This window comes from Streptomyces bohaiensis (assembly GCF_012033785.1).
GTDB classification, from domain to species: Bacteria; Actinomycetota; Actinomycetes; order Streptomycetales; family Streptomycetaceae; genus Streptomyces; species Streptomyces bohaiensis.
On sequence record NZ_JAAVJC010000282.1, the window covers coordinates 1 to 6108 of the forward strand.

A 6108-nucleotide genomic window follows, 5' to 3' on the forward strand; every position below is an offset into this window, starting at 1 on the left:
GTGCCGTGCGGTGACGGGTCGGGCGTCCCCGCACGGCGGTCGCCCCGGGCGGTGCCCGGGGGAGTCGGAGCGGTGCGCTCACCGGCGCTGCCCGTGTCGGTCCGGGCCTCGGCTGCGCGGAGCGTCCCGGTGCCGGTCGGCCCCGGTGCTCCGGATGCCCCTCGGCCGGTGACGCGGCGGTCGCCGGCCGACCCGGGGGCGGGCGCGGGTAAGGCCGGGGCGCGGACTGCCGGAGGAAGCCCCGGCGACGGCGCCGGGGCACCGGCGTACCGATGATGCCACCCCCCGTCGGCTCGTCCACCGGCCTCCGGCAGCGGGAACGGCAGCGGGAACCAGTCGTCCGTCGCGTCCGCTGTCGCGACGGGCACGGGCCCGCCGCAGGGCCCGTCGCGCGTGCCGGTGTCGCTGTCCCCGGTGTCGCTGTCCCCGGAGGCGGCGTCCCGGGTGGCAGCGTCCCCGGTGTCGCCGCCCCCGGTGTCGTCGTGCGGCGTGCCGTCGTGCCCGGGGGGTCGGGCGGCGGCGTGGGGCGTCGCCCGGGGCGCGGGGGCGGTACCCGGGACGTCCGCGTCGGGCAGCGTCGCCGCCAACGCGGCCCGGGCCGCCTCGCGCGGCGGGATGCCCAGGCCGGTGAGGCGGCACATCTCCTCCAGCCGCGCCACGTCGGACGGGGTCCAACGACGGTGCCTGCCGCTCTCGTGCCGGGCCGGGCCGATGGCGTAGCGGCGCTCCCAACTGCGCAGCGTCGTCGGCGCGACGCCGAGGCGGCGGGCCACGGCGCCGGTGCTGAGGGCGGGTCCGCCCTCCGGTGACGGGGTGTCGTTCCGGTCGGCACTCATCCGGACCATGCTAGGCAGCGGCAGCCCGCACCGCGGGACGTCGATCACTTCGGCGGTTCCGGTGCGGCGGCTCCGGCCGGGCCGGCCTCGGGGGCGCCGCCCGCCCGCGGGGCGCGCCGAGCATCGCTCCCCGTCGCACAGCCGCACAGCCGCACAGTCGCACAGCCGTGCAGCCGCGCCTCCGCGGCGACAGCGGGCGCCGTGAACGGGCCCGGCGCCGGCGCGGGACCGGCCCGCCGGGGTCAGCGGATGCGGGCGCGGATCACCTCGCGCGCAGCGCGCGCGCCGGAGGCCAACGCGCCCTGCACCGACCCGGTCCCTCGGAAGTCCCCGCAGACGTACCTGCCTTCGGCGAGCCGGGTGGGCCGGCTCAGTGGCCAGGGCGGGGTCATCGCGGGGAGCGCGGCCGGGACGGTGCGGGCGTCGATCAGCTCCCAGTCCCCGGTGTCGGCCCCGTACACCTCCGCGAGCGCCGCCCGCAGCGCCGCCTCCCGCCCGGGCACGTCGTCCCCCAGCACCGAGGTGGCGACGAGGGACCGGCCGGGCGGCGCGTAGGTGGGCGCGACCTGGCTCAGCACGGCGGTGTTGAGGAACCGCCGGGCGGAGTCCAGCAGCAGCGTGGGCTCGCCCAGCGGTGGTCGCGCCGTGGCGTGGTAGTAGGTGGTGACGGTGCGGAACGCCGGGACGGCCAGGTCGGGCAGCAGCCGCGAGGCGGCCCCGGCGTCGGTGGCGACGACGACGGTGGCCGCGGCGAGCTCCCGGCCGGACGCCAGCGTCACCCCGCCGTCGGTGAGCGCCGAGACGGGGGTCTCCAGACGGAGCGACCCCGCCGGGAGCCCGTCGGCGAGCTGCCGGGGGACGGCCCCGATGCCGCGCCCGGGGAGCGTGAGGTGGCCACGGAGGAAGCTCCGCCACACCATGTGGAACATCCGGCTGGTGGTCGTCAGGTCGTCGTCGAGGAAGACCCCCGCCAGGAACGGGTGGAGCAGCTCGGACACCATCCGGTCGGAGACACCGGAGCGCTCCAGCTCCTCCCGGGTGGTGCGCTCCGGCGAGCGGTGCAGCGAGCGGCGCAGCGCCGGGCCGCTCAGCAGCATGTCGCGGGCGCTCACCCGGCCCAGCGCCAGCAGGTCGCCGCTGTCGGCGGCACCGGAGGTGAGGACGCCCGCGGCGCGCCGGGGGTGCCGGGTGGGGTTGTCCCACCGCACCCGGCCCTCGGGCGTGTGGACCAGCACGCCCGAGGTGAACGGGTGCAGCCGCAGCGCGTACAGGTCGAGCCGGTGGGCGACCTGCGGGTAGGCCGTGTTGAACACCTGGAAGCCGCGGTCCAGCAGGAAGCCGTCGCGGCGGTCGGTGCGCATCCGGCCGCCGACGTCGTCGGACGCCTCCAGCAGGGCGACCTCCAGGCCGGCGTCGGTGAGGTCGCGGGCGCAGGCGAGTCCCGCGAGCCCGGCGCCGACGACGATGACGTCGGGGTGGTCGGGGTGGTAGCGGCGGTGGGCCGTCACGTGGTTCACCTTCCTCGGCGGCGTGCCGGTCGGGGGCGCCGGGGCTGTCCGGCTGGTCGGCGGTCCGGCGCGTCGGGCGGGACCGTCAGAGGTGGTGCCGGCCGCCGGAACACCGCCCGGGTCCGGTGCGGGCCCGGCGGCGGTCGGCGGCGGTCGGCGGCGGTCGGCGGGCTCCGGCTCCGGGTGGGTTCGGGCGCGTCCGGTGCGGGCGGTCAGTCGACCCCCCGGGCCTGCTTGAAGCGGTCGAGGCCCTCGCTGAGGGAGACGACGGGGTCCGGGTAGTCGTACTGCGCGCGCTCCAGGCCGGTGAGTTTCCACGGTTCGTGGACGGCGGCGCCCTCCAGGTCGGCGAGTTCGGGGACCCAGCGGCGGACGTAGACGCCGTCCGGGTCGTACCGCAGCGCCTGCCGGACGGGGTTGAGGACCCGGTTGGGGCGGGTGTCGGTTCCCGTGCCGGCCATCCACTGCCAGTTCATCTGGTTGTTGGCGACGTCGCCGTCGACCAGCATCCGCAGGAAGTGGCGCGCGCCCCAGCGCCAGTCCAGGTACAGGGTCTTGGTGAGGAAGCTTCCCGCGAGCAGCCGGCCGCGGTTGTGCATCCACCCCTCGTGGGCGAGCTGGCGCATCGCGGCGTCCACGATGGGATAGCCGGTCAGGCCGTCCCGCCAGGCGGCGAAGTCGTCCTCGGCGTCCCCGCCGCTGCGCCAGCGGTCGTGCTTGGCGCGGTAGTCGTCGTGCGCGGCGGCGGGTCGGGCCGCGAGGACCTGGTGGTGGAACTCCCGCCAGCACACCTGCCGAACGAACGCCTCGGCGCCGCTGCCGGAGACGGCGCGCGCCCGGTGGACGATCTCGGTGGGGGAGAGTGTGCCGAAGTGGAGGTGGGGGGAGAGCCGGGAGGTGGCGTCGCCGGGCAGGTCGTCGTGGCGCTCGTCGTACTGGTGGACGCCGCTGCGGAGCCACGTCGCCAGACTGCGGCGGGCCGCCTGCTCGCCGCCCTGCGCGAGGCCCTCCGAGACGTCGGCGACCTTCTCCCGGCGGGGCAGGTCCTCGGAGGCGACGTCGTCGGGGACGCGCACGGTGCGGGGGGCGGGGAGGGGGTCGCGCAGCCGCTCCTGGTCCCAGCGGCGGTGGTACGGCGTGAAGACGGCGAAGTGGTCCGAGCCGGCCGGGGTGACCGCGCCGGGCGGCAGGGCCGTCACCACCGCCTCGTGGACCCGCAGCCGCCTGCCGTCCTCCCGCAGCGCCCCGCGCAGCCGGTCCTCGCGGTGGTGGGCGTAGCGGCTGACGTCGGCGGCGACGTGGACCTCGTCGGCGTCGACCTCGCGGGCCACCTCGCGGACACGGGCGACGACGTCGCCACTGCGCAGGACGAGCCGTCCACCGCGCTCGCGCAGACCGCTGTCGAGGTCGGCGAGGCAGTCGGCGAGGAACGCCAGCCGGTTGGGGGCGGCGAAGCCGGCGGCGTCGATCCGCTCGTCCCGCACGAACAGCGGGACCACCGCGTCGTGGTTGTCCAGCGCGGCCCGCAGCGGCGGGTGGTCGTGCAGGCGCAGGTCCGAGGTGAAGAGGACGACTGCGACGGTCATGGGCTGGCTCCTGGACGGTGCGGGGCGGGGGCGTGGCGGTCGGCGTGCGGCGGTCGGGTGGTGCGGCGGCGGCCGCGGACGGCGGTGCGCGGCTGGCCCGGGTCAGCCCCGGTCGGCGCCGACGGCGGCCGTCCGCGTGGAGCGGGACCGCTCCGTCGCCTCCTCGTTGCGCGCCCGGTGCTCGGCGGCCCGGGCGATGTTGCGGGCCATGCCGCCGAAGACCACGGCGTGGAACGGGGAGATGCTCCACCAGTAGAGGTGGCCGAGCAGCCCGTGCGGATGGAACAACGCGCGTTGCGAGTACTCGGTTGCGCCCTCCCCGGGTGACACCTCGCCGTCGGTGTCCCCGTCGGGCGCCACGGTGTCGACGCGCAGCTCCAGCCAGGCGAGTCCGGGCAGCCGCATCTCGGCGCGGAGCCGGAGCAGCCGGCCGTGCTCGATCTCCTCCACGCGCCAGAAGTCGAGGGTGTCGCCGACGCGAAGCCGCTGCGCGTCCCGCCGGCCGCGCCGCAGGCCGACGCCGCCGATGAGGCGGTCCAGGCCGCCGCGGACCGCCCAGGCGAGGGGGAAGGAGTACCAGCCGTTGTCGCCGCCGATGCTCTCGATGACGCGCCACAGCGCCTCGGGTTCGGCGTCGACCCGCCGGGTGCGGCGGTCGGTGTAGAGGCTGCCGCCGGACCAGTCGGGGTCGGTGGGCAGCGGGTCGCTGGGGGCGCCGGGCACGGAGGCCGAGGACCAGCGGGTCGCGACGTCCGCGTCCCGGACGCGGCGCAGCGCCAGGGTGAGCGCCCGGTCGATGCCGATCGGGGCGCCGGGCGGGTCGGGGACGTGGTCGGTGATGTCGTGCTCCCGGCAGACCACCTCGTGGCGCAGCGACTCGGTGAGCGGCCGCGCGATGGTCGGCGGCACGGGGGTGACGACCCCGATCCAGTGGCTGGAGAGCCGGGGGGTCAGGACGGGGACGGGCAGGATCACCCGCCGGGGGAGCCGTGCCACGGCGGCGTACCGCTGCATCATCTCGGCGTAGGTGAGGACGTCGGGGCCGCCGATGTCGAACCCGCGGTTGATCTCGGGGGGCATGTCGGCGCTGCCGACGAGGTAGCGCAGCACGTCGCGGACGGCGATCGGCTGGGTACGGGTGCTGACCCAGCTGGGGGTGACCATGACGGGCAGCCGTTCGGTCAGGTACCGCAGCATCTCGAACGAGGCGGAGCCGGAGCCGATGATCACGGCGGCGCGCAGCACCGTGGCGGGGACGGGGCTCTCCAGGAAGATCCGGCCGACCTCGGCGCGGGAGCGGAGATGGGGGGAGAGCTCGTGCTCGGGGACGCCCTCGGGGGTGAGGCCGCCGAGGTAGACGATGCGGCGGACGCCCGCGGCACGGGCGCGGTCGGCGAAGTTCCGCGCGGCGCGGCGGTCGGTCTCCTCGAAGCTCTCGCCGCTGCCGAGGGCGTGCACCAGGTAGTAGGCGACGTCGATGTCGCGCATGGCGGCGCCGGTCGACTCGGGGTCGGTGACGTCGCCGCGGACGATGTCGGCGCTGTCGGCCCAGTCGTGGTCGCGGAGGCGCTCGGGGGAGCGGGCCAGACAGCGGACCTGGTGTCCGGCGCGGAGCAGTTCGGGGACGAGGCGGCCGCCGATGTAGCCGCTGGCGCCGGTGACCAGGCAGCGCATCGGGTGGTTGCTGGGGGGAGTGGCCGCGGCGGCGGGTTGTTCGTCGGGGGTCGCGGGCGCGGCGTCGCCCGCCGGCGGGGCGCCGACCCCGGTGGCGCGGGCCGGTCCGGCGGCGGTGCGGGTGGCGGTGCCGCCGTCGCCGGGCGGCGCGCTGTCGGGGCGTGCTGCCGCTGCCCCGCCGGAGCGGGGGGTGTCGCCGGTGTGCCGAGCGGTCATCGTGCCTCCAGGTCCGCGCTGGTGCCTCCTGCCCCACCTTCGCCCCTGGCGGCGGAATCCGCTCACGGAGGGCGTCGGCTGCACCTGCCCCGCCGTGCGCTCCGCACGCCTCCGGGTGCGGCACGGAGCGCGTGTTCGAGCGCTCGTGGCGGGGCCGCGCCCCGGGCCGGGCGCCGGTGCGCCGGTGGGGCGGGACCGCGGCCCGGGGGCACTGCTCACGGGGCACCGCTCACGGCGGCGGCGCGGTCGGGTGGTGGGGCCGGACGCGGGATGCCCCCCGCGGGGCGC

The 6108-nt window shown here is 77.5% G+C and carries 4 protein-coding genes; all 4 read right to left on the reverse strand.

What is annotated here, in order from left to right; all coding sequences use genetic code 11:
• Positions 1-836, reverse strand: an 836-nt coding sequence (locus HCN52_RS25675) for a MerR family transcriptional regulator (protein WP_245175331.1), incomplete at its 3' end; no start/stop codon positions are given.
• 242 nt (positions 837-1078) lie between these two features.
• Complete coding sequence (locus tag HCN52_RS20865; RefSeq protein WP_376767179.1) at positions 1079-2353, reverse strand: NAD(P)/FAD-dependent oxidoreductase; 1275 nt, start codon at positions 2351-2353, stop codon at positions 1079-1081.
• A 203-nt stretch (positions 2354-2556) separates the two neighbouring features.
• Positions 2557-3930, reverse strand: coding sequence for a cryptochrome/photolyase family protein (locus tag HCN52_RS20870; protein ID WP_168089995.1), 1374 nt, complete (start codon positions 3928-3930; stop codon positions 2557-2559).
• Positions 3931-4032: 102 nt separating this feature from the next.
• Entirely contained in the window at positions 4033-5604 is a 1572-nt protein-coding gene (locus HCN52_RS20875) for an SDR family oxidoreductase (RefSeq protein WP_168089996.1), read from the reverse strand.
• Positions 5605-6108: the final 504 nt, after the last annotated feature.